The sequence below is a fragment of the Kistimonas ophiarachnellae genome (assembly GCF_057552235.1).
Map to the genome: position 1 here is coordinate 124,703 of NZ_BAAJPA010000009.1, position 25,530 is coordinate 150,232.

27 protein-coding genes are annotated in these 25,530 nt (G+C 52.5%); 14 read left to right on the plus strand and 13 right to left on the minus strand.

Annotation, left to right across the window (positions count from 1 at the left end):
* Positions 1-5: 5 nt before the first annotated feature.
* The gene (gene mrdA, locus AC27K1_RS12950) at positions 6-1,874 is read left to right on the plus strand and encodes a penicillin-binding protein 2 (protein WP_487151077.1); all 1,869 of its coding nucleotides are present in this window, start codon (positions 6-8) and stop codon (positions 1,872-1,874) included.
* A complete protein-coding gene (gene rodA / locus AC27K1_RS12955) occupies positions 1,871-3,016 on the plus strand; it encodes a rod shape-determining protein RodA (RefSeq protein WP_487151079.1) in 1,146 nt (381 codons plus the stop codon). The genes mrdA and rodA overlap by 4 nt, the downstream gene beginning before the upstream one ends.
* A 132-nt stretch (positions 3,017-3,148) precedes the next feature.
* On the opposite strand, the gene AC27K1_RS12960 is transcribed toward rodA, so the two are convergent.
* Genes AC27K1_RS12960 through AC27K1_RS12975 form a run of 4 tightly spaced genes read right to left on the minus strand, consistent with a single transcriptional unit; the run spans position 3,149 to position 5,489 of the window.
* Positions 3,149-3,976 carry a LicD family protein gene (locus AC27K1_RS12960; protein ID WP_487151081.1) on the minus strand — a complete coding sequence of 276 codons (828 nt, stop codon included), beginning with the start codon at positions 3,974-3,976 and terminating at the stop codon, positions 3,149-3,151.
* Positions 3,966-4,397 carry an FAD synthase family protein gene (locus AC27K1_RS12965; protein ID WP_487151083.1) on the minus strand — a complete coding sequence of 144 codons (432 nt, stop codon included), beginning with the start codon at positions 4,395-4,397 and terminating at the stop codon, positions 3,966-3,968. Before AC27K1_RS12965 ends, AC27K1_RS12960 begins: the two co-directional genes overlap by 11 nt.
* Positions 4,394-4,597, minus strand: a complete 204-nt coding sequence (locus tag AC27K1_RS12970; RefSeq protein WP_487151085.1) for a YrhK family protein — start codon at positions 4,595-4,597, stop codon at positions 4,394-4,396. Before AC27K1_RS12970 ends, AC27K1_RS12965 begins: the two co-directional genes overlap by 4 nt.
* Positions 4,572-5,489: a phosphotransferase gene (locus AC27K1_RS12975; RefSeq protein ID WP_487151087.1), complete on the minus strand. Its 918-nt coding sequence runs from the start codon at positions 5,487-5,489 to the stop codon at positions 4,572-4,574. The genes AC27K1_RS12970 and AC27K1_RS12975 overlap by 26 nt, the downstream gene beginning before the upstream one ends.
* 401 nt (positions 5,490-5,890) lie before the next feature.
* Between AC27K1_RS12975 and mltB the strand changes: the two genes are divergently transcribed.
* From mltB to lipA, 7 genes are all read left to right on the plus strand, one after another.
* Positions 5,891-7,009, plus strand: coding sequence for a lytic murein transglycosylase B (gene mltB / locus AC27K1_RS12980; RefSeq protein ID WP_487151089.1), 1,119 nt, complete (start codon positions 5,891-5,893; stop codon positions 7,007-7,009).
* A 5-nt stretch (positions 7,010-7,014) separates the two neighbouring features.
* The gene (locus tag AC27K1_RS12985; protein WP_487151091.1) at positions 7,015-7,878 is read left to right on the plus strand and encodes a septal ring lytic transglycosylase RlpA family protein; all 864 of its coding nucleotides are present in this window, start codon (positions 7,015-7,017) and stop codon (positions 7,876-7,878) included.
* A gap of 245 nt (positions 7,879-8,123) precedes the next feature.
* Positions 8,124-9,284 carry a D-alanyl-D-alanine carboxypeptidase family protein gene (locus AC27K1_RS12990; RefSeq protein WP_487151093.1) on the plus strand — a complete coding sequence of 387 codons (1,161 nt, stop codon included), beginning with the start codon at positions 8,124-8,126 and terminating at the stop codon, positions 9,282-9,284.
* Between the two features lie 83 nt (positions 9,285-9,367).
* Positions 9,368-10,222 carry a D-amino acid aminotransferase gene (locus tag AC27K1_RS12995; protein ID WP_487151094.1) on the plus strand — a complete coding sequence of 285 codons (855 nt, stop codon included), beginning with the start codon at positions 9,368-9,370 and terminating at the stop codon, positions 10,220-10,222.
* Positions 10,223-10,266: 44 nt separating this feature from the next.
* On the plus strand, positions 10,267-10,539 hold the full coding sequence (locus tag AC27K1_RS13000) for an HP0495 family protein (protein ID WP_487151096.1): 273 nt from the start codon (positions 10,267-10,269) through the stop codon (positions 10,537-10,539).
* Positions 10,540-10,546: 7 nt separating this feature from the next.
* Positions 10,547-11,227, plus strand: a complete 681-nt coding sequence (gene lipB, locus AC27K1_RS13005; protein ID WP_487151097.1) for a lipoyl(octanoyl) transferase LipB — start codon at positions 10,547-10,549, stop codon at positions 11,225-11,227.
* A 5-nt stretch (positions 11,228-11,232) separates the two neighbouring features.
* Positions 11,233-12,243 carry a lipoyl synthase gene (lipA, locus tag AC27K1_RS13010; protein ID WP_487151099.1) on the plus strand — a complete coding sequence of 337 codons (1,011 nt, stop codon included), beginning with the start codon at positions 11,233-11,235 and terminating at the stop codon, positions 12,241-12,243.
* Positions 12,244-12,342: 99 nt separating this feature from the next.
* Here the strand turns inward: lipA and AC27K1_RS13015 are convergent, their stop codons facing one another.
* The 3 genes from AC27K1_RS13015 to AC27K1_RS13025 form a co-directional block, all read right to left on the minus strand.
* Positions 12,343-13,479: a pilin gene (locus AC27K1_RS13015; protein WP_487151101.1), complete on the minus strand. Its 1,137-nt coding sequence runs from the start codon at positions 13,477-13,479 to the stop codon at positions 12,343-12,345.
* Positions 13,480-13,868: 389 nt separating this feature from the next.
* Entirely contained in the window at positions 13,869-15,242 is a 1,374-nt protein-coding gene (locus AC27K1_RS13020; RefSeq protein ID WP_487151102.1) for a sodium-dependent transporter, read from the minus strand.
* 117 nt (positions 15,243-15,359) lie between these two features.
* Positions 15,360-16,223 carry a metal-dependent hydrolase gene (locus AC27K1_RS13025; protein ID WP_487151104.1) on the minus strand — a complete coding sequence of 288 codons (864 nt, stop codon included), beginning with the start codon at positions 16,221-16,223 and terminating at the stop codon, positions 15,360-15,362.
* Between the two features lie 172 nt (positions 16,224-16,395).
* On the opposite strand from AC27K1_RS13025, the gene AC27K1_RS13030 reads away from it, so the two are divergent.
* The 3 genes from AC27K1_RS13030 to ilvD all read left to right on the plus strand — a co-directional run bounded on the left by AC27K1_RS13030 (position 16,396) and on the right by ilvD (position 19,911).
* The gene (locus tag AC27K1_RS13030; protein ID WP_487151106.1) at positions 16,396-17,421 is read left to right on the plus strand and encodes a helix-turn-helix domain-containing protein; all 1,026 of its coding nucleotides are present in this window, start codon (positions 16,396-16,398) and stop codon (positions 17,419-17,421) included.
* Between the two features lie 63 nt (positions 17,422-17,484).
* Entirely contained in the window at positions 17,485-17,883 is a 399-nt protein-coding gene (locus AC27K1_RS13035) for an acyl-CoA thioesterase (RefSeq protein WP_487151108.1), read from the plus strand.
* A gap of 183 nt (positions 17,884-18,066) precedes the next feature.
* Positions 18,067-19,911 (plus strand): dihydroxy-acid dehydratase, encoded by a 1,845-nt coding sequence (gene ilvD / locus AC27K1_RS13040; protein ID WP_487151110.1) that lies wholly within the window; start codon positions 18,067-18,069, stop codon positions 19,909-19,911.
* Positions 19,912-19,970: 59 nt separating this feature from the next.
* Here ilvD and AC27K1_RS13045 read toward each other — a convergent pair whose 3' ends face one another.
* Positions 19,971-20,597, minus strand: coding sequence for an OmpW/AlkL family protein (locus AC27K1_RS13045; protein WP_487151111.1), 627 nt, complete (start codon positions 20,595-20,597; stop codon positions 19,971-19,973).
* Positions 20,598-20,838: 241 nt separating this feature from the next.
* Between AC27K1_RS13045 and AC27K1_RS13050 the strand changes: the two genes are divergently transcribed.
* Positions 20,839-21,279, plus strand: a complete 441-nt coding sequence (locus AC27K1_RS13050; RefSeq protein WP_487151113.1) for a nucleoside deaminase — start codon at positions 20,839-20,841, stop codon at positions 21,277-21,279.
* A gap of 57 nt (positions 21,280-21,336) precedes the next feature.
* Here AC27K1_RS13050 and AC27K1_RS13055 read toward each other — a convergent pair whose 3' ends face one another.
* Positions 21,337-22,371, minus strand: a complete 1,035-nt coding sequence (locus AC27K1_RS13055; protein ID WP_487151115.1) for a threonine aldolase family protein — start codon at positions 22,369-22,371, stop codon at positions 21,337-21,339.
* A 193-nt stretch (positions 22,372-22,564) separates the two neighbouring features.
* Here AC27K1_RS13055 and AC27K1_RS13060 point away from each other — a divergent pair, with 193 nt between their 5' ends.
* On the plus strand, positions 22,565-22,936 hold the full coding sequence (locus AC27K1_RS13060; protein WP_487151117.1) for a hypothetical protein: 372 nt from the start codon (positions 22,565-22,567) through the stop codon (positions 22,934-22,936).
* A 6-nt stretch (positions 22,937-22,942) separates the two neighbouring features.
* Here AC27K1_RS13060 and AC27K1_RS13065 read toward each other — a convergent pair whose 3' ends face one another.
* Genes AC27K1_RS13065 through AC27K1_RS13080 form a run of 4 tightly spaced genes read right to left on the minus strand, consistent with a single transcriptional unit; the run spans position 22,943 to position 25,463 of the window.
* Positions 22,943-23,146: a hypothetical protein gene (locus AC27K1_RS13065; protein ID WP_487151118.1), complete on the minus strand. Its 204-nt coding sequence runs from the start codon at positions 23,144-23,146 to the stop codon at positions 22,943-22,945.
* A gap of 42 nt (positions 23,147-23,188) precedes the next feature.
* Positions 23,189-23,806: a LysE family translocator gene (locus AC27K1_RS13070; RefSeq protein ID WP_487151120.1), complete on the minus strand. Its 618-nt coding sequence runs from the start codon at positions 23,804-23,806 to the stop codon at positions 23,189-23,191.
* Between the two features lie 60 nt (positions 23,807-23,866).
* Positions 23,867-24,913 (minus strand): DNA polymerase III subunit delta, encoded by a 1,047-nt coding sequence (holA, locus tag AC27K1_RS13075; RefSeq protein ID WP_487151122.1) that lies wholly within the window; start codon positions 24,911-24,913, stop codon positions 23,867-23,869.
* A gap of 4 nt (positions 24,914-24,917) precedes the next feature.
* Positions 24,918-25,463 carry an LPS-assembly lipoprotein LptE gene (locus tag AC27K1_RS13080; protein WP_487151123.1) on the minus strand — a complete coding sequence of 182 codons (546 nt, stop codon included), beginning with the start codon at positions 25,461-25,463 and terminating at the stop codon, positions 24,918-24,920.
* Positions 25,464-25,530 lie beyond the last annotated feature (67 nt).

The following is a 25,530-nucleotide window of genomic DNA, read 5'->3' on the forward strand; positions in this document are numbered from 1 at the left end:
GATACATGGCGCCTGACACGTTCAAGGATCATTACAGCGAACGCCGCTTGGTCAACTTCCGGCTCTGGCTGTCCGTACTGGTTATGTTGATCATGACCGGTGGCTTGCTGGCGCGCATGTTTTACCTGCAGGTGATGAATTACAGCGATCTGGCCACCCAGTCAGAAGAGAACCGGATTCACCTGCAGGCTATACCTCCCATACGTGGACTGATCTATGACACCAAGGGGCGTTTGCTGGCTGAGAATCAGCCCAGCTATACCCTGACTATTGTCCGTGAGCGGGTGAAGGATCTCGAGGCCACATTACAGGCTGTCGGTGAGATTCTGCCCTTATCTGAAAATGAACTGGAGAAATTCCGGCAGCGTTTGCGGCAGCGACGCCCGTTCGAAGGTGTGCCACTCAAATACCGTCTTTCAGAGGAAGATATCGCCAAAATTGCGGTTGATCAGTTCCGGCTTCCCGGTGTGGAAGTTGAGGCGCAGCTGATCCGCCACTATCCCTACAATGAAGAGTTTGCCCATGCGATTGGTTATGTGGGCCGTATCAATGACCGGGAACTGGCCACGTTGGATCCGGCGTTGTATAGCGGAACGCATGTTATTGGCAAGACCGGGGTGGAAAAGTATTACCAGTCAGTGCTGCTGGGTAAGCCGGGTTACCAGGAAGTTGAAACCAATGCCCGTGGGCGCATTTTGCGGGTGTTGAAGCGGGTGGATCCGGAGCCGGGGAAAGATCTGCAGCTATACCTTGATCTTGATCTGCAGGCGGCCGCGAGCAAAGCCCTGGCTGGCAAACGAGGTTCGGTTGTTGCGATCGATCCAAAAACCGGTGGCGTACTTGCCCTGGTCAGCACACCTTCCTTTGATCCCAATCCTTTTGTGACGGGTATCGATTACAAAAGTTATAGCGAATTACGCGATAGCATCCATCGTCCACTCTATAACCGCGCAACATTGGGTGAGTATCCGCCGGCATCAACGATTAAGCCTTTCATGGGGTTGGCTGCATTGGACAGCAACGCCGTTGATCGTCGTTTTAAAGTGAATGATCCCGGTTATTTTCAGCTTCCCGGTGACGAGCACAAATATCGTAACTGGAAGCGACAGGGACACGGTGTTGTAGATTTGCATCGGTCCATCGTCGTATCAAACGATACCTACTTCTATACCGTGGCGGTCAAGATGGGCATAGATACGATCCATGATTACATGGTCCGCTTTGGTTTTGGTGATCGCACGGGGTTGGATATAGCGTCAGAGAGACCCGGGTTGATGCCATCGCCGGAATGGAAGCGTCGTGCCCGTGGACGCCCCTGGTATCCGGGCGAAACCGTGATCAGTGGTATAGGCCAGGGATATATGCTGGCAACCCCGCTGCAGCTGGCGGCTGCCACCAGCGTGATTGCCAATCGCGGATTGGTGTACCAGCCGCGTCTTGCCAAGCCTGGTCCTGATGAACAAGTCCCGAAACCTGATGTGATTCAGGATCGTTCGGCCAAGGAATGGGACGCAATCATTGAAGCCATGACGGATGTCGTGGCTTCTCCCCGTGGCACCGCCTACTGGCGTATCGGGCGGCATATGAAATACGCCATGGCCGGTAAGACCGGTACTGCCCAGGTTGTCGGTATTGCCCAGGGAGAAAAGTATGATGCCGCACAGCTCGAAGAGTTCCAGCGCGATCATGGTCTTTTCATCGGTTTTGCACCTGTTGATAACCCGCAGATCGCTGTCGCGGTGGTGGTAGAAAACGACTCGTCTCTGGCCTCTATCGTGGCCAAAAAAGTCATGGATGCCTACTTGTTGCCGCGTCAGGATAACCCGGGGGGCAGGTCATCGGTGAAGCTGGCGGTGAAGGAGGGAGATAGATGAGCCGTGATTTTATCCGTCAGCTGGATGATAACCATGACCTGCGCCGTACCCAGTCGCTATGGAATCGTCTCAGTCTGGATCCCGTACTGCTGTTGATGTTGCTGATGTTTTGCGCGGCAGGGCTGTTTGTCCTGTACAGTGCGAATGGTCGGGATATGGCCATGATCATGCGACAGTCGACTTACCTGGCGATTGGTTTTATCGGAATGGCTGTAGTCGCCCAGGTACCCCAACGACTCATGCAACGATTGACGCCCTATGCGTATGGGGCGGCGGTGGTGCTACTGGTTGGGGTGCTGGTGATTGGTATTGAGTCGAAGGGGGCACAGCGTTGGATCAGCCTGCCAGGATTTCGGTTTCAGCCGTCTGAAATTCTTAAGCTGGTCATGCCGTTGACCATTGCGGGGTGGATGAGCCGTCGTCCATTGCCTCCGGGGTATAAGGAAATTGGAATCAGCCTGTTACTGATTGGTATTCCTGTTGTTTTGATTCTGGAGCAGCCTGACCTGGGTACAGCATTGCTGATTGGTGTGTCCGGTATCTTTGTGTTGCTTCTGGCAGGGCTGCGCTGGCGCATCATCGGTACGGCGGTGTTGCTGGCGATACCGGCGATCTGGGCGATGTGGCACTTTGTCATGCACGGCTATCAGAAGCAGCGGGTATTAACGTTTCTGAACCCGGAAAGTGATCCCTGGGGTTCCGGTTGGAATATCATTCAATCGAAAATCGCGATTGGTTCAGGCGGTCTCTATGGCAAAGGCTGGTTGCTGGGGACTCAGTCACATCTGGACTTTCTGCCGGAAAGTCATACCGACTTTATTATTGCTGTTCTGGCAGAAGAGTTTGGCCTGCTCGGTGTGGCTGTTTTGCTGGCTGCTTATGCGCTGATTATCGGTCGTGGCATTTACATCGCGATGAATGCTCAGACACTCTATGGACGTTTGATTGCAGGCAGCATAACGCTGACGTTTTTTGTATACGTCTTTGTGAATATCGGTATGGTGAGTGGTCTTCTGCCGGTGGTCGGTGTGCCGCTTCCTCTGGTCAGTCGCGGAGGCACCTCGATTGTGACCCTGATGGCGGGCTTTGGTGTTTTGATGTCTGTGCACACACACAAGAATTTTCTTGGGCGTTATACCTGATGAATATTGGCGTTCTATGAGTTTTTCAGCGTACAAGTCTGCGGGCTGCAGATAATAAAACAGTGACTGCATTTGAGTGTGACTTAAGATAGGGCAAATGCCCCTGTCATAAAGTAACAGGGGCATTTTTATTCATTTTCCAGCAGGGTAAAAATTAGAATCAGGTTTTTCAGGGTAGCATTCTGAAAAATGCCCACCTCGTTCTGCACTATCCGGTGGTGTCATATAGTCACCGTACATATCTTGTAGATAGTGATGAGCATCGTGTGGTGCAGGGAGATGCAGGTTTTCAAATGGCACGTTTTTAATTGGATAGATGTAGCTGCGGCGTAGGAAATAGCTAAACCAGCGACAAGAATAATAGAGGTATTCTCCGTGTTCGCACCGACTTTTGCTGATCGCTTTTTCGGCGGCAATATGACGGTTAAAAAACAGGCGAAGGCGTTTTCTCAAAGCAGTAAAGGTACTGTCATCGGGTTTTAATTTTGTTCTGGCGTATTTGAAGCGGCTTTTTGTGTCTGTAATCTCTTTTGAGTGGCTTTCCATGGAGAAAATGTCGATAAAAAAACCACTCGGTAAAATGCCGACATCCCTTGCGTTCAGCTGTTTTGATGAGCTTTTAAGGTCATATAGTTTCGCTGCGCCTTTGTTCAAAACCTGGCAATATTCACCATCCAGCAGCAACAGGTCATCACCAAGATATTGGGGCGCTATCGTAAGAAACCTGTTGTAGTCCTTCTCAGGCATACAGACATCAATATCGTCATCCCATGGGATAAAACCCTTGTGGCGGATAGCGCCAAGCAGTGTACCGCCATCTATCCAGTATTCCAGGTCGTGTGTTGTGCAGATATGGTCAAAGATTGACATCAATCGCAGTAACACATGCTGCATTTTTTCCGTTGGGGTATTGTAGTGGCCCCGGTTGTCCGGAAATAATTCTGACAGGTTATCTTGCACAATACATCTCTTGGTTGTGTATGGCCGCGACTCTTTGGATGATCGATGATGTTGATGTGTCTGGCTGACGTCCGATAAAACGCATGATGCCAAGCGACTTGGCGGCGTCGTAGAAGCGCCACTCGCTATCATCGTATTCGTCCTCTGCCTGAATATGAATCGAGATGCGATGGTCAAGATAAAATGCCGTATCCGGTATCAAAGGCGAACAGAACGCCTGGTCGACGCAGGCAAGTGACTCAAGCATTTCTATTCGCTCATCAAGAGGAATGACAGGTCGGCGTTTATAGGTCTGGGCGTCCTCATCTGAACAGACACCGACAATGAGCATGTCGCCATGCGCCCTGGCAGCCTTGAGTGCGCGAATATGACCTGTATGCAGCAGATCAAAAACGCCGGATGTGAAAACACGGATAGTCATTGTCTTTCTTCTCTGACACTGATCAACGGATTGATCACGTAAAGTAGGGAGCCGGCCACGAAGAGATGGACGCTGTTGGTATAATCCAGACCCCATGATGACAGGAGAGGCTTGTGGTAGAAGCCCAGGCAGCCAACCAGAAAAATGAGTCCGGCCAGTGATTCGAGCATTTTTTTAAAGTGTCTGTTGACAGGGAGCATCTGGCGTCTCCAACAATTGCAGGGCTATGTGCTCTGCTTTTTTCAAGCGATTCAAGCCATATGCATGGTAGTCAAGATTACCTTTGGCAAAATTCTTTGTCTGTATAATCGACCAGATGCTCCAAAGCGTGTTGAGTTGCAGCTCGAAAATGGTGATGGCTCGGACTGAGAGCGGCTGTTGGTAGCAAGCCAAAACGTATTGCCTTTGCTGCTCATCCAGGTCCGATTCAGTAAACAGGGAGGCAATATCCATTTCGGCAACGCCCTGTCCGGAGTATTCCCAGTCAATAAACTGAATGCGACCCTGCCGGGAAACCAGTATGTTCTCAGGTACGAGATCGAAATGTACTGGGCAGCTTTTCAGATTGAGCCTTGTGATTTCAGATCCGTAGACACGGCAAAGGTCAAGCATCCGGTCAAGACCCTTGTAGTGCTCTTCGGTAGTGATAAGTTTCAGGTAGTCATCCAGCATTTGCTCTAGGCAAAGTTGGTGCGTGAAACGGCATTGAGACTGATGAAGCTTTCTCAGGGCGTGGGCGATGATGTTCAGGTATTTGCCAATATTCTCCACCCGGAGGCTTTTACTGTTATGCGCCCAGCGGACAATCTTTATACCGCTATTGGCATCAAGCATTACGGGTTCGGGCGTCAGTGCCAGTTTCTGAAATATTTGCAGTGAATTATCCCGCTCGTTATGCCGATCAATGAATCGCGAAGTCCCCGGACCTGGTAGCCTCAGCGCGAAGTCGGACTGAAGATGCTTGATCTTGTAACTGCGATTGGTTGTTCCCGGGAGACGGTCTATGACATTGATATCACAAGACTGTGCTGACAAAGACTGGCCAATAAGAAGAGCCTGTGTCCTCGTAGCTATATCGTTGATTGATAGCATGTAAGTTTAATTGTGTGGAATAGTATTGACGGACGTGATTGTAGGCATTTTGTAAGTGCCCGATATTGGTGGAGATACTGATGCCTGTCTGTAACGGAATATGTTCAAGCTAAATGCTTTGGTTGTATGAATCATGGTGATAACTGACAAAATCCTGAACGCCTGCAACATCTTGTAATATTTCTCCCTCTCTGATGACGATACAATGTCATGAGATCCCGTTGTTTGAGATTCGAAAAGAAGAATAGCGATTGATCCAGGTATGGTGAGCCTTACCGGAAAAACACAGTAGCCAGAGGGCTGGCATAGAGTGTTATTCTTGTAGAAGTTACTGCTTCCGCCGACAGGTATTGTCATTATCGGCGGCAGTATTGATGGCCAGGAGCGCCAGGAGTGAATGTATGAAATCGTTACTGTCACGGGGTTTATCCCTGACTGTGAAGTGTCTTTCCAGGCCTTTGTCGGTGGCAATGGAATACCGCATTCGCACATGGCTGGTTGGCAGTGTGCTGGTCGGCAGTAGTGTGGTGATGCCGGTGCAGGCTGATGGTATTGCCGGTCAGCCGGAAGTGAGACTGTTTATTGATGAACTCGTCAAGGAAGAGGGGTTTGACCAGCAGGCGCTGGAGTCCCTGTTCAAGCAGGTGGAAAGTCAGGACCGCATTATTGAGTTGATGGATCGTCCCGCGGAGCGCAGCCTGGAGTGGTGGGAATATCGCAACCGCTTTATCAGTGATCTGGTGGTTCAGCGTGGTGTTGAATTCTGGAAGAAGAACCAGAAAACCCTGGAGAATGCTGAAAAAACCTACGGCGTACCCGCTTATGTCATTTTGGGGATTCTGGGTGTGGAAACCCATTATGGGCGCTTCCGTGGTGGTTTCCGGGTGGTGGATGCCTTGTCGACACTGGGCTTTAACTATCCCCGGCGGGCAACCTATTTTCAGGGACAGCTGAAAGCTTTTCTGATCCTTTCGCGTGAGCAGGGCTTTGATCCGCTGTCGTTGACAGGTTCTTATGCGGGGGCGATGGGCATTCCCCAGTTCATGCCGTCCAGCTACCGGGAATATGCGGTGGATTTTGATGGCAGTGGTCAGGCAGATATCTGGGATTCCCCGGCGGATGCGATTGGCAGCATTGCCTCCTACCTGAGTCGGCACGGTTGGGCACAAGGCAAGCCTGTGGCGACTCAGGCCAAGGTCAAAGGCAAGCAGTTCGGTGACATTCTGGAGGATAATCCCAAGCCTTCCATGTTGATGAGTCGGGCGAAAGACGCAGGCTGGACTGCTCAGAAGGATGTGCCATCTTCTGCCAAGGTGCGCGGCTTAAAGCTTCAGGGTAAGGATGCTCCGGAATACTGGCTGACGCTGGACAACTTCTACGTCATTACCCGATATAATCGCAGCAATCTCTACGCAATGGCGGTTTATCAGCTGGGCAGGCAGGTGCAGTCCCAGTATCAGGCGCAGTTGCAGGATCAATCGCAGGATAACTTGCAGGCCAAGGCTGATACCACACAATGATGTCTATGCAGTGCAGTTCAATGGGGCGTATTGAACAACGCGCCGGCACGGGCGCCGTAACAGGGAAACCATGGATGGTGTTGGCAGGGATGATTCTGATGGTACTGGCGGGATGTTCAGCGCCGCCCATGGTGCGTGATGGCGCACCGTCACAGGATGTGGATGTCAGTCAGATACCGGATGCGGTGCCTCAGCCGCATTACGGGCCTTTGAAGAATTCCCCTTATCAGCTGGCTGGAGTGTCTTACCAGCCCTTGGCCTCCGCAGTGGGTTTTCGGCAGGAGGGAGTCGCTTCCTGGTATGGAACCAAGTTTCACGGTCGTAAAACCGCGAATGGTGAAACTTACAATATGTTTGCCATGACGGCGGCCCACAAAACCCTGCCATTGCCGTCCTATGTACGTGTCACCAACAAAGCGAATGGCCGTAGTGTCGTGTTGCGGGTGAATGACCGGGGGCCATTCCATGGTAACCGGGTGATTGACCTTTCCTATGCTGCTGCCAGGAAACTGGGTTTTCAGAATAAAGGCACGGCCAATGTTGTGATTGAAGCGATTGATGCTACCCAGCCTGTGCAACAGGTCGCCCAGGCTCCTGCTGCAGGGGATGGTAAAAAAGCGGCTGCGTTAACGCCGTTATCGATTTATCTTCAGGTGGCAGCACTCAGCACACGGACGGGCGCGGAAGCCCTGCAGAAGCGGTTGCAGCAGGTCATCACACAGCCTGTGCAAGTGACCCAGGTGGAAGATGAGGCCGATGCACTGTACCGTGTCAGGGTTGGACCTCTGCCCAATCGCAGTGATGCGCTGAAGGTGGGTGATCTTCTGGCTGAGGCCAGTCTTGAGCGCGGGCACCTAGTATTTGAGTAGTCTCCAATACTGAATATCGCACTTATTCTTAGGGTTCCGACAAACGAGTAGCCTTTGACGACAGAAGGTTGATGTCTGGCACTATTTACTGAACTTTACTGCAATAGTCGGTTATGTCGTATTAAAGCGGGCTTGACCTGTTGTTATAATGCCCGGCTATTCATCCGCAGTTATCTACAGCGAACAATATGAAACACCTGATCTCATTACACTTTCTACGGAAAGGACAGGTATTTTCAGCCTGTATGGCTGTCATGGCCCTGTTGACCTTCTCCAGTGTGGCCCAGGCGCTGCCGGCCGGCCTGATTCCTTCTCCCCCCCAGGTAGCGGCGGATGGTTATATCCTGATAGATGCCGCCAGTGGTGAAGTACTGGCGGAGAAAAATGCGGATCAGAAACTGCCCCCTGCCAGCCTGACCAAGATGATGACCGCCTACGTGGTGGAAACCGAGCTGGCCAATGGCAATATTGGCCGTGATGACCTGGTCACCGTCAGTGAGAAAGCCTGGCGCATGAAAGGCTCACTGATGTTCATCGAAGTGGGCGAAAAGGTTGCCGTTTCCAATTTGCTGAAAGGTGTCATCATCGTGTCCGGTAACGATGCCAGTGTGGCATTGGCCGAATATGTGGCGGGTAGCGAAGATGGCTTTGCCCAGCTGATGAACTCCACGGCTCAGCAGTTTGGCATGAACAATACACATTTTGTGAATGCTTCTGGCTGGCCTGCGGAGAACCACTACAGTACTGCGCGAGATCTGTCGATTCTTGCCCGTCACATGATCAATGATCATCCTGAATACTACCCAATCTATGCAGAAAAAGAGTTTCAGTACGGTGTCGACAAGCGTACAGGGAAACCTTTGAAGCCACAGGCTAACCGCAACACGTTGTTGTTTACCAATCCGAATGTGGATGGCATCAAGACTGGCCATACGAATGAAGCGGGTTACTGCCTGGTGGCGTCTTCCGAGCGTGAAGGCCGCCGTCTGATTGCCGTCGTGATGGGTACCCGGAGCGAGCGCAGCCGGGCTAATGAAACCCAGAAACTGCTGACCTATGGCTTCCGTTTCTTCGACAATGTTGAAGTTAAGAAAGGTGGCGTGACCCTGGAGCAGGTACGTGTCTGGAAAGGCTCCCAGGATGAGCTTGCGGTTGGCCTTGAAAAAGATCTGGTCATTACTGTGCCCCGTGGCAAGGACAAAGCGGTTCAGGCCAGCATGGTCATTGATCAGGATATTATGGCGCCTGTCGCCGCTGGCCAGAAAGTGGGTACGGTGAAAGTAACACTGGATGACGAAGTCATTTCCGAAGTGCCCCTGATTGCCCTGGAACCCGTTGAAGAAGGCGGTTTCTTCAAGCGTCTCTGGGACGGTATTCTTCGCTTCTTTGCCGGCCTGTTCAGTTAATATTGAGTCAGGCCCTGTCACTGCCGTAACCTGTTAGTAACAGGTTACGGCAGTATTGCTTTTAGCTGGATTGAATCGTTGTTATGTCTGATGTCTACCTGAATGGTGAAATTCTTCCGCTGGAAAAGGCACAGGTTTCCGTGCTCGACCGTGGCTTTCTGTTCGGGGATGGCGTGTATGAAGTGATTCCTGTGTTTCATGGACATCCCCTGCGCCTTGAAGAACACATGGAGCGCTTGAACGCCAGCCTGGCTGCCATTCATCTGCCTGTGGATATCACGATTATTGAGTGGCGTTCTATTTTTGATCAGCTGCTCAGTCGCAACCCGGGACAACACCAGGCGCTGTACCTCCAGATTTCACGGGGAAGCTATGCTTCACGTCAGCATGGTTTTCCGGCAGAAACCCGGCCGACGGTCTTTGTGATGGCAATGCCACTCGCGCCACGTATCAATGGCTCGCTGGATGACGTGAAAGGCGGTACGGCCATCACTGCCCCAGACCAGCGCTGGCAGCGCTGTGATATCAAGAGCACATCCCTGCTGGGAAATGTCATGCATCACCAGCTGGCGCTGAACAGCGGCGCAATAGAGGCGATCCTGGTGGATGACGAAGGACAGGTGACGGAAGGCTCATCCAGCAATGTCTTTATCGTACGCGATGAAACCATTATCACACCGCCCAGAAGTCACAAGATTCTGAGTGGTATTACCCGGGCACTGGTACTGGAGCTGGCGGTCAATGATGGCGTCTATCGCTGTGAAGAGCGGGATGTGACCGCTGATGAGCTCAAGACTGCCGATGAAATCTGGGTCACCAGTTCCAGCAAAGAAATTCTGCCCATTATCGAATTGAATGGCATCCAGGTTGGAGAGGGCCACCCCGGGCCTGTCTGGCGCCATGTGGCGAGCCTTTACCAGGCCTATAAAGCGGGCTAGCAGTTAATGCTCGCTTTTCCGGATGCCTACGAGGTGATTGATTGATGTCTACTGAAGAACAGCAAGCCCCCAAAATTGAGTTTCCCTGTGCTTACCCGCTCAAGATCGTTGGTAATGCCGCACCGGACCTGAAGGACTTCGTACTGCGGGTTATCAAAAAGCATGATCCGGCCCATGACGGCAGTGCGACCTTGCGTGATAGTAAAAACGGTAACTACCAGGCGATCAACGTCACCATTACGGCGACGGGTGAAGATCAGCTTAAAGCCATTTTTGAAGAGTTGAAGGCCAGCGGCCGGATACAGATGGTGCTGTAATAAAACAATGACAGAACCTTTGCCCTGCCATGAACCCGTTAATGAGCCAGAACGGCTGATTATCCGCCAGCTCGGCATTCAGCCTTATGAGCCGGTCTGGAAGGCCATGGCTGACTATACGGATCATCGCGATCGCCAATGCAGTGATGAAATCTGGCTCCTTGAGCATCAACCGGTTTTTACACAGGGACAGGCAGGTAAAGCCGAGCATGTGCTGAATCCCGGTGATATACCGATTGTTCAGGTCGATAGGGGTGGGCAGGTGACCTACCATGGACCGGGACAGCTGGTAGCTTATCTTTTGCTGGATATTCGCCGGCTGGGCCTGGGGGCAAGGGCGCTGGTCACGCATATTGAAAATGCCATTATCGCGACGCTAAAGGAGTACGGTGTTGCTTCTGCCGCCAAGCCGGATGCACCGGGCGTTTATGTGGATAACGCCAAGATTGCGTCGCTTGGGTTAAGAATCCGGCGTGGATGCTCTTTTCACGGGTTGGCATTGAATATAAATGGGGACCTGTCACCGTTTCTGCGCATCAACCCCTGTGGGTATGCCGGTTTAGCCATGACCCGGCTTGCAGATTATGACAGCAGTGCGGACTGTACGTCCGCCGGAGAACGATTGACGCACCATCTGGTGCAGGGCCTTGGTTATACTGAGATCGAGACCCGACAAAGCTGGGACTAAGCGAAATGACAAGCGCATCATCCAATCCCGCCAGCGCCGCGGGAGCCACCGACGCCACCAAAAAACGTCGGCTTGAGCCGGGAGTGAAGTACCGGGGGGCGGACAAGGTTGACCGGATTCCGATCAAGGTGATCCCGACAGCCAAGGAAGATATGCCGCGCAAGCCCGACTGGCTGCGTGTCCGTATTCCGGCCTCTCCGGAAGTGGAGCGGATTAAAAAGCTCCTGCGTAAGCATGCCCTGCACACCGTCTGCGAAGAAGCGTCCTGCCCGAACCTGGGTGAGTGCTTCCATGGCGGCACTGCGACCTTCATGATCATGGGGGCTATCTGTACCCGCCGCTGTCCGTTCTGCGATGTGGGCCATGGTCGTCCCAAGCCGCTGGATGAAGGCGAGCCTGCACATCTGGCACAGGCGATTGCCGATATGCGCCTGAAATACGTCGTTATTACGTCTGTGGATCGTGATGATCTGCGCGATGGTGGCGCTGGCCATTTTGGCAGTTGTATTCAGGAAATTCGAGATCGTTCCAGCGAGGTCGAAATTGAAATCCTGGTGCCTGATTTCCGGGGCCGGATGGAGGTTGCCCTGGATATCCTCAGCGAAACACCGCCGGATATCTTCAACCACAACCTGGAAACAGCACCCGCACTGTACAAGATGGCCCGACCAGGGTCGGATTATCAGTGGTCACTGGATCTGCTGAAGCAGTATAAGGCGCGTAATCCTTCTGTTCCGACCAAGTCCGGCCTGATGCTGGGGCTGGGTGAGACCAATGAGCAGGTCATCGAAGTCATGGAAGATATGCGTGCCCATGATATTGAGATGATCACCCTGGGCCAGTACCTGCAGCCTTCCCGCCATCATTTGCCGGTCAAGCGCTTTGTGCATCCTGATGAGTTTGCTGAGCTGGCGGATACAGCGAAAAAACTGGGCTTCAGCAAGGTCGCTGCAGGCGCCCTGGTACGCTCTTCTTATCATGCGGATGAGCAGGCCAAGGGCGATTTTCTGGTTTGAAGACGAATAAAAGTCGATACGCCATGTTGTGTATCGACTTTTACGTTGTTTGTTATATGAATGCAGGCCCTGTGCGTAATTGATTTTTCATTTAAAAGATCATTGTCGCACACGACATCCGGCACCAAAGCCTATCGCATCACCAACGAGAATTTCCATTGTGCTGGTTGCCACATAGCACCCGTGTTGACCTGGACTAAAGTCGAGTTCTGGATAAACGATTTGGGATTCGCCTTGTATTCTCAAAGACATCCATTTGTTAGTTCCCGGGATTCTGGTTTCACAGGTGACTCCCCCTGACTGAACGCTAAGTAAGAATGTGCTAGTCGATCCTTCAATGAGGTACCTGACATTGAAGTCCTGACTTTCTCTACAAAGGCTTATGCGACTATCCCAGCCCCCGGGAGACGTCCACCCAGCCTCGGGTGTTTTCGGCTCCGAAGGATCAGGTGGTGTGGGGGAGATTCCTCCTCCAGGTACAGGCGTTGGAGTCGGCTCCGAAGGATCAGGTGGTGTGGGGGAGTTTCCTCCTTCAGGTGTAGGCGTTGGAGTCGGCTCCGAAGGATCAGGTGGTGTGGGGGAGTTTCCTCCTTCAGGTGTAGGCGTTGGAGTCGGATCCGAAGGATCAGGTGGTGTGGGTGAGTTTCCTCCTTCAGGTGTAGGCGTTGGAGTCGGATCCGAAGGATCAGGTGGTGTGGGGGAGTTTCCTCCTGCAGGGGTAGGCGTTGGAGTCGGTGTTGTAGGAGCACTTACAACCTGAATGTCGCCTGTGGTGGGGGCTGGAGGGACGGTTATCGGTGTTGGCAGATTTGATATGTCAGTGAGGCAACCGTTGCCGCTGCAAGCATCCCATGAGATCTCACCCTTATTGACGTTACCTAGCAGGGAAAAAACCTGTTGTTCTGCGCTATCAGGAAATATTTCAGGTTTTATATAAACGTTGATTCTGATCTGGTTGGTTCCCGTGCGAACAGTCTCGACTTTCTCTACGACCTCCATGTTCTGGGCTAATAAATTTCGATGGAAGCTGGGAGGTAAAGTCCGTCGGGTGGCAACGTGTGCTTCAATGGAATGCCGGATTTCATTAGCTAAATGTACCGCTTCATTGATTTTGGCGCGTGTTGCGTAATCCTTGTAGGTGCTGAAGGCATAGGTGGCTACTATTGCCACTATGGTCAGTGCCAGAGCTGCCTCAATCAGGCTGTATCCCTTTTGATTCTTGGTATCGTTATTCACAGTATTGATCTTGATATTTTGTCAATTTATCACCCTGTACTTATTTGAGTGTAGATAGAATCACTTTGCTTGCGAGGTGTCATAATGTTGTTTGAAAAATAAGGAGCACGAGCGCGATGCTTGACTGGAAACTATCTCATATCTCTCGCATTTTCTAAGTCCTCAGCCTGAGACCTGCTACTTTCAGGCATCGTCAACGCATTTTCTTTGGAACGATGTCTCGCTGACCACAGCTACCCCAAGGGTATGAGGATATTGATTTTCAGCTTGCTGCCAGAACCTTGAGGAACAGGAAGCATTTAAAAAAACTTCAAACAGTAAGTGATGGCTGTTGTACCTTCAGAAGCCAGACGCCAGGTATCAATAACCTGTTAAGTGAGCGACCGTGATTATCCAAACAACAATAAAATGCCAATCAAGAGAGGGCAGCAATAACGGACATACCAGGGCCATATTCGCCAGAATAAGGATGCCTCGACCTGGTTGAATCCTTGTTTTATTTCCTGCAACCGATGATTTCGATGCATCAGCCAGCCGGCAAACAGGCAAAATAACAGGGCATTAAACGGTTGGGCATAGCGGGTTGTCAGGGTGATGACTCCGCTGAACAATACGCTGAAGTTGGCAATCACCAAGGTACACAGCAGCAGGACTGGCAGGCAAATCAACAGACTGGCTTTCTGTCGTGTCAGGCCTCCGCGCTCGGTCAGGGAAGAGACCGGAACTTCCAGCATGGATATTGATGACGTTAGTGCGGCAATAGTCATGAGTATGAAAAACAGGATGCCAAGTATGGATCCCACGGTGCCGAGGGAGGAAAAGAAAGCAGGAAGCACGTTGAACACCAGCGTATCGCTGGAATGCAGCAGACCATTCTCATCGTAAATCATCATGCCGCTTTTCAAGGCTACAAACATGCAGGGAATGACCAGAAGCCCTGCCAGAAAAGCGATACCCGTATCCAGCAGGCAGACCTGAAGCGCCATGCCCGGGAGATTGGCCCGTTTACTGAGGTATGAACCGTAAGCCATCATGGCGCCGACGCCGAGTGACATGGAAAAAAAGGATTGTCCGAGGGCATTGAAGAGCAAATGCGGCGTGATTTTACTGAAATCCGGTACGAGATAATGTCGAAGTCCTTCTATGGCGCCGTCCTGGGTCATGACACAGCCAATAAGAAGAAGAAGTAAGAGAACCAGAAGAGGCATCAGGCGTGATGACCACTTTTCAATCCCTTTCTCTATACCACCATTCACAATAGTCAGTGTCATGACGATAAAGCATACCGTCATGACCAGGTTCCGCTCCGGTGTAAAACCAACAAGCCAGCTGGCAATAGTCTCCAGCCCCATTTCACTGAAAACGGGGGCCAGGGCGTATGCAATCAGCCATCCGCCAATAATGCTGTAAAAGGCAAAGATCATGCAGATCGTGATAACCGCCAGACATCCCAATGCATGGCCATGTTTGCTGAAAGCCTGGGCATGAGGAAGTCGTTCCAGGGCGGTGATCGGATTAGCCTGACTGTAGCGACCAATCATCAGCTCTGCGACCAGGGCCGGATAGGCCAGTAACAGTGACAAAATGAGGTAAATAAAGAGAAAGGCCGCGCCACCGTTATCCGCCACCTGGGTCGGAAATCCCCAGATATTGCCAATGCCAACAGCAGAACCGGCGGCAGCGAACACAAAACCGAGCCGTGAACTGAATTGCCCACGGGGCTGGCTCTGGTCTTGAGAGGGGACGGCCTGTCCACGACTCATACGGAGGGCCTCATCGCTGGTGTTATATCCTACAGGTTAGACGGCCATAATGGCGAAAGGTTCGTTAAGGATGACAACAGCGTAGCAGGCGCGCCGGCTCGGGGCCGGCGAATGTGCTCAGGCGGCGGGGCGAACGGTATATTTGGCTTCGTGCCGGGCTTTCCACTCTTCGATCAGTGCGCTGTTATCGTGCTGCCATGGGTGGAAACCGGGGCGGTAGTAGTCGAGGTAATCCCTGAATATTTGTCGGATCAATCCTGGTTTGCCAAGTAAAAACTGAAAGCCACTTTTCCAGGTATTTGCTTTGAATAACACACCATCACGCGCCAGGAAATGGCAGATATGGCGTGTCGTAACATAGCTGAAGTGAATCGTGGTCTGGATCATCATCAGCACCCGGGTGAAATAACCACCGCCAACGGCCTCATAGGCATCAAAGCAGACCGCCTTATGTTCGGTTTCTTCTATTGCATGCCAGCGCCAGATGGCTTTCATCTCGTCCGGGGCGTCAGCCAGCCAGTCCTGGGGGTATTTCATCAGGGCATTCGCCATGATGGCGGTAAAGTGCTCTACGGCGCAGGTTGTGGCCAGCTGCTGTTTCCGGGTCATCAGCTTCTGGCCCAGACGTGTCCAGAAGCCCAGGTGGCGATCCAGCTTGTCGATATCGTAGCCCTGCTCGCGCAGCAGGTTGTTGTATTTATCGTGCTCATGCCCATGAATGGCTTCCTGGGCAATGAATCCCTTGATTTCCGCCAGCAGGCCAGGATCGCTGATTTCGTGCTGAACGCCCCGCACGGAATCAATAAAAAAACGCTCTCCCTGGGGAAACAGGGTGGACAGGCCATTGAAAAAATGTGTCCTGAAGGCATCATTGCTGTGCCAGTGTCGTTTCAGGGTGTTGAGGCCGAACTGCATGCGACGGGGTTTGACCTCGACATGGTTCGGTCTTGGGCATCTGGAGGCGGCGTGAGGTGTGTTCATGGTCCGATGACTGTTATTATCTTTTTTGTCTGTTACTCAATACTGTGTATTCTGTCAGGCAAAATACAGAGCGGAACCGGCAGAACCCATAGTCATTTGGGGCCGGAAAAGGGCTGGGGGGTCCGATGGCACTGTATCGGTCGCGGGCAGGCAGTCAGCACATGGCGACGGCATGAAAAATAAAAGAACCACAATTGCTATTCCGACCACGTATGTTCGACATCTGTTGTCACTGGCAGGACAGCAGGGGGTGGATGAACAGTCCGTTCTGGATGCTGCAGGTATCCGGCGAATAGAGCTGGACGCCGATGATGGCCATATCGATTTTGACCGTTGTGATCGCCTGGTCAGTATCATTCTGAAGCAAACCGGCGATGCGTCGCTGGGCTGGCAGCTGGGCATGCAGTTGAATCTGCCCAGCCATGGCGCCTTGGCAACTGCCGCCATGAGCAGCCAAAGCATGGAAGAATCCATTCGGGTGTCTGAGCGGTATCTGGCGACCCGTTACCCGCTCCTTGCCGTACGGCTCTATCAGGATGGTGATACGGCGATTCTGCAGTTTGATGAGGTTGTTGCGCTGGGCGTTAACCGGGTCTTCTACCTGGATGCGTTTATTGCCAGCCACCAGGTGATCAGACGGTTTTTGTATGGAGGCTCGCAGACGGTTCTGGAGATCCGGTTGGCCTGCGAGTGTCCCCGTCACCATGGCGCTATTGATTTTGATGGCGCGGTGCTGAGTTACGGCTGTCCGGCCAACCAGTTCCGTTTTCCTGCTCAATATCTTTCCGTACCGTTACCGACGGCAGATGCCATCACCATGGCCTCGGCTGAGCGTCAGTGTCGCAAAATGCTGGATAGTTTGAAGCTGGAAACCGGTCTGTTGCAGCAAGTGCTGGCATTTATGCGAAGTCGGGAGAATGTGATTCCCAGCCTTGAGCAAACAGCAGACCATCTTGGAATGTCACCCAGAACATTGCGACGGCAATTGCAGGAATACAACACGACGTATCGCAACCTGGTGAATCAGGAAAGAAAGCGGCTGGCACTTTATTTTCTTCGTAATACCCGGCTGACCGTGGAAGAAATTGCCGAGCGGCTGGATTATAACGATCCCAGTAATTTTGGCCGGGCCTTCAGAAAATGGACGGGGTGTTCACCCGGTCATTATCGGGAATCTCAGGATGAAAAAAACGTATAAATGCGTCGTCCAACACTAATCATCTACCAGCAACACTCTACTTAATCAGCACAGGGATTGATTGTGTTTACAGAACTCATGTTGCCCCGTTTCAGTGAGACCGATGCGCTTGGTCACATCAACAATGCTGTTCTACCGGTCTGGTTTGAAAAAGCACGGGAGCCGATTTTCCGGTTGTTTACACCTGACCTGGATATCCACAAGTGGCGCTTAATCATCGCGAGGATAACCGTAGATTTTCTTGCCGAACTGCAATATGGAAACGATGTAGAGATACGAACCGGTCTGTTAAAAGTGGGTAACAGCTCAATGACGATAGGCCATGAAGCCTGGCAAAACGGTGTCTGTTGTGCAAAAGGCGAAGCGGTCATGATTCACTTTGATTATGGCCAGAAGAAGGCTGTACCAATTCCCGAGACTATTCGCGTTCAACTTGAGCAACACATTATGAAACAGGACTGACGCCATGTTATTTCGGCTGCAAGGCCTGAACGACAGTGAGTGATAAACAATAAGGGAGTGCGTGTCTGCAAGTTTTGATATCCTCTCCCTTCAGCCAAGGAGCGGCCTGCATTATTCCGGATCATGCATGATCACCGGACGACGAACAATTGAGAAAACAGCCTGACTGAAGGATTGCCGCTCATGCCAGCGTACCGCTCCAGAACATCGACTTATGGCCGTAACATGGCCGGCGCCCGCGCGCTCTGGCGTGCCACAGGAATGCAGGACGAGGATTTCAAAAAGCCGATTATCGCGGTTGCCAACTCGTTCACCCAGTTTGTACCCGGCCACGTCCATTTGAAGGATATGGGGCAATTGGTTTGCCGGGAAATCGAAGCGCATGGCGGGGTTGCCAAGGAATTTAATACCATTGCCGTAGATGACGGGATCGCCATGGGGCATGACGGCATGCTCTATTCCCTCCCGTCGCGTGACATTATTGCCGACTCCGTGGAATACATGGTCAATGCCCACTGTGCGGATGCACTGGTCTGTATTTCCAACTGTGACAAAATCACGCCGGGAATGCTGATGGCGGCAATGCGCCTGAATATTCCGGTGATCTTTGTTTCCGGTGGACCGATGGAAGCAGGCAAGACCAAACTGGCTGAACATAAGCTGGACCTGGTGGATGCGATGGTGATTGCCGCCTCAGATGCCGATGATGACACCGTTAATGAGTATGAACGCTCTGCCTGTCCGACCTGTGGTTCCTGCTCTGGTATGTTTACCGCTAACTCGATGAACTGTCTGACCGAGGCATTGGGCTTGTCCCTGCCGGGTAATGGTTCTCTGCTGGCGACGCATGCGGATCGAAAGGAACTTTTCCTGGAAGCGGGGCGCCGAATTGTTGACATTACCCGTCGTTACTATGAAAGCGACGATGAAACGGTATTGCCCCGTAATATTGCCAGCTTTGAGGCTTTCGAAAATGCCATGAGCCTGGATATTGCCATGGGCGGCTCCACAAATACCATTCTGCATCTGCTGGCGGCGGCACAGGAAGGCGACGTGCCGTTTACCATGAAAGACATTGATCGTTTATCCCGCCGTGTTCCGCAGCTGTGCAAAGTGGCGCCGAATATCCAGAAATACCATATGGAAGATGTGCACCGTGCGGGTGGCATCATGGCTATCCTGGGCGAGATGGATCGTGCAGGTCTGCTGCATACGGATGTAGCCACCGTGCACAGCGCGTCAATGAAAGAGGCGCTGGCGAAATGGGATATCGTACAAACCGATGACCAGGCGGTGCATACTTTCTACCGGGCAGGTCCCGCCGGTATCCGGACGACGGAAGCCTTCAGCCAGGCGACACGCTGGCCGGATCTGGATGCCGATCGCCAGGATGGGTGTATCCGGTCACTGGCACATGCCTACAGCGAAGAAGGCGGACTTGCGGTGCTCTATGGCAATATTGCTGTCGATGGTTGTGTCGTTAAAACCTCCGGTGTCGATGAAAGTATTTTGGTTTTTGAAGGCCCGGCACATGTGTTCGAAAGCCAGGATGATGCTGTGAGCGGCATTCTGGAAGACCAGGTTAAACCGGGTGAAGTGGTTGTGATTCGCTATGAGGGCCCGAAGGGCGGACCCGGCATGCAGGAAATGCTTTACCCGACCAGTTACCTGAAATCCAGGGGACTGGGCAAAGCCTGTGCATTGCTGACGGACGGTCGTTTCTCCGGTGGAACATCCGGGCTGTCTATTGGGCATGCGTCGCCAGAAGCGGCAGCCGGTGGCGCGATTGGTCTGGTCGAAAACGGGGATATCATCCGAATTGATATTCCGGCCCGCACGATCAATGTGGCATTGTCTGATGATGTGTTGCAACAGCGTCGTGAGAGGATGGACAGCAACGGCGACAAGGCGTGGAAACCGGTTGAGGAAAGACCTCGTCGTGTATCTATGGCTTTAAAGGCCTACGCGTTTATGGCCACAAGCGCTGACAAGGGCGCGGTGAGGGATGTGACGCGCCTGCCTGACTGAATCCGTAACCCCACCAGTCATCGCCACAACGCGATGGCTGGTGGCTTCTAGGCAAACCTTCAGAATATCATGCCGACACTGACGGAGAACAGCCAGGGATCAAGATCGGTTTTTTTGAACTTTCCACCCATGGCATGGCCTTCGAGTTCCATGTCGATATAGCGGGCGGAAGCATCAATAAACATCATGTCGTCCATCATCATTACGGCGCCAACCTGGGCAGTCCAGCCCCAGTTGTCATCAATGGAAAAATTGGTTTTTTCCACGCCCTTGATTTTTTCACTGGAGAATCGGGTAAACGCCGCGCCCACGCCAGCATAGGGTCTTACCATTTCATTGGGATCCATCAGGTAATACTGGACTGTGGCGGTAAGGGGCATCATTTCATATTCAACCTTGCCCTTCATGCTTTTCATTTTGCTGGAGAATTTGACAGGCCAGTATGTGCCTAATTCAATGCCGATCTCATCGGTCATCATCATCAATGCGCTGATGTTAGCGGTCCATTCATCATCGGTTTTTATTTTGCTGTCATCGCTACTGGTTTTCAGTTTGATATCATCCGGCTTGATGAAGGTTGCGCCGGCCTTGATGGCTATATCACCTTCCTGAAGCGCGTAAACCTGAGATGCAGATGCGAGCAGGGAACCTGCTGCAACGACAGGAATAAGGACTTTCCTGAACATGCCGTTTACCTCAAATGCATTAAACAACGGCCACGCTTTGTGGCTGGCTGGGAAGTTTTGGGACAACAGGTCAGCGGTGGATGTGTGCCTTGCATCAACAACACGAAAGCTGACGACAGATTGCCTGCAGCACAGTGTAGACCACTCTTCAGGATCGGCACGGTGAAGTCCGCTTTGAACCCGCGGCGGGTAGCGCTATGGTTAACAGGGATAACGTCACGGTATGCAAAGGAAGACAGCAATGACAGACCCGTTCATGCAAGCCGCCATTGCCGAGGCCAAAGCCGGTCGTGTGGAAGGTGGCATTCCCATCGGTGCGGTGTTGGTTCACGACAATAAGATCATTGGCCGGGGCCATAATCAGCGGATTCAAAAAGGCAGTCCCTGTCTGCACGGAGAAATGGCTGCGCTTGAGGATGCGGGGCGTTTGCCTGCGGCGGTCTATCGTGAATGCACGATGTATACGACATTGTCACCCTGTTCCATGTGCAGCGGTGCCATATTGCTGTATGAAATTCCCCGCGTTGTTGTGGGCGAAAACAAGACCTTCATGGGCGAGGAAGCGTTACTGAAGAGTCGCGGGGTGGACGTGACGGTTGTAAACCATCCGGAGTGTATTGAATTGATGGAGGATTTTATCCGGCTGTTTCCGGCGTTGTGGAACGAGGATATTGGTGTCTGAGCGACAGAGATTCATTGGAAAACAAGACGGCCATAATGTGTTATGGCCGTCGGTCTTTCATGCCTGCTCAATAGCGCAACTGATAGCCGGAAGTTTCTCAATAAATGCTTCCAGCTGATCGTCATCAAAATCCAGATGCGTAACAAAACGAATTTCCCGGGCACCGAAAGGCACAGCCAGAATATCGAATGCTTTGAAGACGTTAAGCGCCTGATCCGGCATAAATGGCTTTTTCAGCGTGGCAATAACGATATTGGTTTCGGGCGGAATAATCGCTTCAATACAAGGCATTTCGGACAGTGCATCCGCCATCTGGCGGGCGCGACGGTGGTCATCGGCCAGACGCTCAATGTTATGTTTAAGCCCATACAGGCCCGCTGCCGCCAGAAATCCACCCTGACGCATCCCGCCGCCCATCACCTTGCGAATTCTGCGCGCCGCTTTGATGTGTTCCTGTTTACCCAGCAGTAGTGAACCGACAGGTGCCCCCAGGCCTTTGGAAAGACAAATGGATATAGTGTCGAATAGTTGGCCGTAGTCTTTGGGATTCTCGTTTTTTGCGACAAGTGCATTAAACAGACGGGCACCATCCAGATGGAGCGGAATCTTATGCTGGTTACAGACTTTCCGGATGGCAGTGAGTTCGGCGAAGTCATAACAGGCGCCGCCACCGCGATTCATGGTGTTTTCCACCGCGACCAGACTGGTGACGGGGTGGTGGACATCATCCCGTCGAACGCTGGCAGTAACATCGGCCGCCGTGAACAGACCGCGCTCTCCCTGCTGCAGGCTGACAGAACAGAGTGAGTTAACCGCGATGCCGCCGCCTTCATAGTTGTAGATATGCGCGTAGCGGTCACAGATAACTTCACCGCCTGGCCGGGTGTGCAGGCGAATGGCAATCTGGTTGGTCATGGTGCCAGAAGGGCAAAATAGAGCAGCCTCCATGCCAAAGAGGTTGGCAGCGTAGTTTTCCAGTGCATGGATGGTGGGGTCTTCATTGAACACATCATCGCCCACTTCAGCATTCATCATTGCGGCCAGCATCGGTTGTGTTGGGCGGGTTACGGTATCGCTGCGTAAATCGATCATGAGTTCAAAACGCCTGGTTGAGACATTGGGATGAGTTCAGAGGGCTATAGTGAGCACGTCCTGACAAGAATTCCGTATCCAGTTTCCGTCAGCGACCGGATACTATTATGATACTCCCATAGACCATAGTGCCTGAACCTGTTTCCGAAAGGTTTCAGTAGTGCTGTTTCACCGCTGCAGGAGCTTTGTTGTTATGAATCAGAATCACTACTGGCAGAAACTGGAAGAGTTGCTGCGCGAGTATTACACCATTATCAGAACCATTAACAAGGTGTCTGAGCGGCAGGAGCAATATATCCAGGGCTTTCTTGCCGCAGGCCGGTACCTGGGCGTTGTCACTGAAGCTGAACAGATGGCTGTGATTGAGCGCGTCCATCACGATATTTTTGGTGAGTCAGTCGAGCAACGGAAAACCTCTCGCCGAAACCGGCCAGCGTCATCGGAAGATTATTACTATGTGCCCACCTGGCTGAGAAAGGGCGTCAAGCTGCGGTTTGATGCTTCAGACAATGATCATATCAATGATATGACGATTGTGACTGAACTCCTGGCCCGGGAATCCTGATCGTTCTCAGTCAAATCCTGACGGGAAATCGGATAGCTTTTTCTTATCGTCCTGTGACGGCATTTGATTTCCATTGGTTGGCGTTTCTGCTTCACCGTCTGTCAGTGGTTCAGGATAAAACGCCTGATAATAACCAGCCGCACCGACCATAAACGTGCGGCTGTATTTTTTGAGAATATCCCTGAGTCGCAAAGGCTGCCTCATTACCATTCGTCATGACGCCTGGAATGTGACAGCAAGTCTGGTCCAGATTTATAAAAATGCCACCCGCAATGCGACGGCTAACAGGAGAACACCGGTTGCCCGTGTTATCCACAGCGTGTAGCGGCGCAGAAACGGCAAAATGGCGCCGTGTCCAACCACTGCAGCGATGAAGCAATACCAGAGACCATCAATGGCTACCGCGGTAAATGCCATGATCATCTTGGCCTGCCAGCCCATCTCCGGGGTGACAAACTGGCTGAACAGCGCAAGAAAGAAAACCGCAATCTTGGGGTTGAGGAAGGAAATGAGGAAACCATCCCGGGCTGCCTTGAAGATGGAAACGTTCTCGTCGACGACATTGCCAGTAGCCAGTGCCGGAGTGCCGGATGCCCTGAGTGCCTTGATGCCCAGCCAGGCCAGATAAGCCGCACCACCCCAGGTCAGTACTTTGAACAGGACCGGATTGCCGGTAATCAGCACACCCAGTCCGGCTGTCGCCAGCAGGGCATAAACGCCAACTCCCAAACAATGGGCAATACCGGAGACCATACCCATACGGCGGGAAGAGGACATCGTATTGCGAATAACAACCGCGAGACTGGGGCCGGGGGACATGGCGCCCAGCATACAGATGGCGACAACAGACAGCCAGGATGACAGCGGCATGGGGTAAGCTCTTCAGTGTGTGGATATCAGGGTTGGTTGGGTTCTTCGCCGCACTTTACGTCAGGCTGTCAGAATATCCAATCCTGAAAGTGATAAAACCAGATCAAGCAGTTCATCTTTTGGATTACAGGTCTTGCTGCCGGTTTTCAGGGCTTCATCAATGGTTGATGCCTGTTCCAGCATGGCGCGCAGTTTCCGTTCGCTGTGCTTGCGGATGCAACCCTGGTAAAGCGCCTTGCGCTTTTTCAGCATAAATGGGACAGCTTTATGCGAACGGGCAATCTGATCCATGGCCACTTCAAGTCCGACACCTTGGCTCACCTTACGGGAAAGATGGCTGAGCAGTCGCAGTTCCCGGGCAATGGCCCAGAGCAGGATGGGCGGTTCGGTACCTTCCGATAACAGACCGTTAAAGATGCGGACCGCGTGCCGGGTATCGCCGGACATGGCGGCATCTACCAGGCCAAAGACATCGTAGCGTGCGCTGTCAGACACGACTTCGCGAATGGTATCGACGGTGACTTTGCCATCCGTTGCCAGAAGCCGGAGTTTTTCGATTTCCTGGGCTGCCGCCAGCAGGTTACCTTCTACGCGCTCTGCCAGCAGTGTCACTGCTTCCGGTTCGGCTTTCAGGCCGGCGCGTTGGCAGCGACGGGTAATCCAGCCGGGCAATTGCTGGTGCTCTACCGGCCAGACCGGAATCCAGACCCCGGCCTGTTCAATGGCTGTGAACCACTTGGCTTTGCTGGCCTTGCTGTCGATACGCGAGGTGATGATCAGGAAGACCGTATCCTCAGGCGGCCGTTCGGCGCATTCCTGCAGAATTTTTTTACCATCGCCAAAACGGCCTTCCCGAACACGGAGTTCAATCACGCGTTTTTCGGCAAACAACGAGAGGCTGTTGGCCGCTTCCACGACCTCGCCCCAGTCAAATCCGTTATCCACATGGTAGACCGTTCGCTCTGTGAAGCCGGACTCGCGTGCTTTGGCGCGAACCAGGTCACAGCTCTCTTCAATCTGCAACGGCTCATCACCGCTGATGATATAGAAGGACGCCAGGCCGGACTTGAGCTGGTTCTCCAGCTGCTCGGGTTTGCCGAGTTTCATAGGCTTATTGCTGCACCGCTTCGGCGGCTGCACGGGCATCCGCGGTCAGTGTTGCCAGCTGCTGGCTGGAGATCGCGGAGACCTGGCGCATCAGGTTGATGGCGAGATCCTGGGTCAGTTCGCTCCAGATCAGGTCCTCTTCACTGCGGGACGCGGTGGCGTTGTTATGGCTGTACTGGTAGGTACGGCTCATACGGATTTCTTTCGCCGGGAACAGGGCCAGGCCGCCAGCGGTTTCGAGGCCCCAGGTCAGGGTGCCGGTCAGTTCGTAATCGGAAATGACGCCGCCGCCAGACAGGGTGATCGCCTTGTTCTCACGTTCCAGGGAGAGAATACGCAGGCGGTAATCGGCCGCGTCGCTGACAGTGATGCCGTTGGTTTCCAGCACCATGACCAGGTCCTGGTTGAAGACCCGGTCAGTGCTGGTCAGCGCCAGTGTCTTGATTTCCGGGGCGATATCCATCTGGCCGCGCAGCTGAAAGCCACAACCGGCCAGCAGCACGACTAAAGCCATTAAAGGGTAGAAAATAAGGGGGCGCTCTGTGCTCATTGGCGGTCAAAAGCTCCTGTGAGGATTCTGGTGCAGGATTGCAGGTGGCACCATTATATATGGTTTG